The sequence below is a fragment of the Paenirhizobium naphthalenivorans genome, assembly GCF_007992095.1.
In the GTDB taxonomy this organism is placed as follows: Bacteria; Pseudomonadota; Alphaproteobacteria; order Rhizobiales; family Rhizobiaceae; genus Allorhizobium; species Allorhizobium naphthalenivorans.
The window spans coordinates 1-1,336 of the sequence record NZ_BJZP01000094.1; the positions used below are offsets into that span (position 1 = coordinate 1).

General features: G+C 59.7%; 3 protein-coding genes. All 3 read left to right on the forward strand.

Annotated features, from left to right (window positions below):
• Positions 1 to 595, forward strand: a 595-nt coding sequence (locus RNA01_RS23260; RefSeq protein ID WP_170253626.1) for an ATPase, T2SS/T4P/T4SS family, incomplete at its 5' end; no start/stop codon positions are given.
• Complete coding sequence (locus RNA01_RS23265; RefSeq protein WP_147182445.1) at positions 585 to 977, forward strand: TrbC/VirB2 family protein; 393 nt, start codon at positions 585 to 587, stop codon at positions 975 to 977. The genes RNA01_RS23260 and RNA01_RS23265, both read left to right, overlap by 11 nt.
• Positions 970 to 1,269: a conjugal transfer protein TrbD gene (locus RNA01_RS23270; RefSeq protein WP_147182446.1), complete on the forward strand. Its 300-nt coding sequence runs from the start codon at positions 970 to 972 to the stop codon at positions 1,267 to 1,269. The genes RNA01_RS23265 and RNA01_RS23270 overlap by 8 nt, the downstream gene beginning before the upstream one ends.
• The last annotated feature ends 67 nt before the right edge of the window (positions 1,270 to 1,336 follow it).

A 1,336-nucleotide genomic window follows, 5' to 3' on the forward strand; every position in this document is an offset into this window, starting at 1 on the left:
TAAAGTGATGACAGAGGCACAAGCGACAGTGATCAGGAGCGCTATCGCGAACCGGCTAAACATCGTGATTGCAGGAGGTACGGGTTCAGGCAAAACGACCCTCGCCAATGCGGTAATCGCTGAAATCATAGCCTCAGCGCCGGACGACCGCATGGTCATTCTTGAAGATACCGCGGAAATACGGTGTGCTGCAGAGAATGCAGTGTGCCTGCATACCAGTGATACGATCGATATGGCGCGGCTGCTCAAGAGCACCATGCGCCTCCGTCCTGACCGCATCATCGTTGGCGAAGTCCGCGATGGCGCCGCACTGACGCTGCTGAAAGCCTGGAATACAGGCCATCCCGGTGGCGTCACCACCGTCCACTCCAATACCGCCATGTCCGCCCTGCGTCGTCTGGAGCAACTGACCGCCGAGGTCAGTCAGCAGCCGATGCAGGCTGTGATCGGCGAGGCCGTTGATCTTGTCATCTCGATCGAGCGCGCGGGGAGGGGGAGACGGGTACGAGAGGTCATCAATGTCGAGGGCTTCAGCGGTAGCCGCTACCAGACCGAACATTACGCTCAAATTGATGAGGACATTCATGCTGCATAATCGCTCATTTCGCCTCGGACTGCTCGCTGCGTTGTTTTGCACAGCCCTTGCAGCGCCCGCCCTTGCCAGTTCCGGTGGAAGTCTTCCCTGGGAGGGGCCGCTTGAACAGATTCAGGAATCCATCACCGGGCCAGTTGCAGGAGCAATTGCCCTTGCCGCCATGGCGATCGCCGGCGGAATGCTGATCTTTGGCGGTGAGCTCAACGATTTTGCGCGACGCCTCGTCTACATCGTACTGGTCGCCGGTATCCTGCTGGGGGCGACGACGATTGTCGGACTGTTCGGTGCGACCGGCGCGTCGATCGGCATCACTGCCACAAGTTTGCCAGGGACCGTTTCCCAGCCGATGTCCGTTGCAAGAGGGGAGGGGGCCAATGGGTGAGCCGCATTCCGCTCTCCAACGCAATCGCATTCACCGCGCTCTTTCACGGCCAAACCTGCTGATGGGGGCAGACCGGGAGCTCCTGCTTGTCACAGGGCTGGTGGCAATCATCCTAATCTTCGTCGTGCTCACCCTGTATTCAGCGCTGTTCGGCATGGCCATCTGGTTCGTGATCGTCGGCGCGCTGCGCATGATGGCAAAATCCGATCCCCTCATGCGTCATGTCTATGTGCGGCATTTGCGCTACCGGCATCACTACCTGCCCACGTCTTCGCCGTGGCGGCGTTTTTAGAGGTGCAATGATGGTCGCTTTGCGTTCCCTTCGCCCGTCCGCACCGTCGTTCGCCGATCTCGTGCCC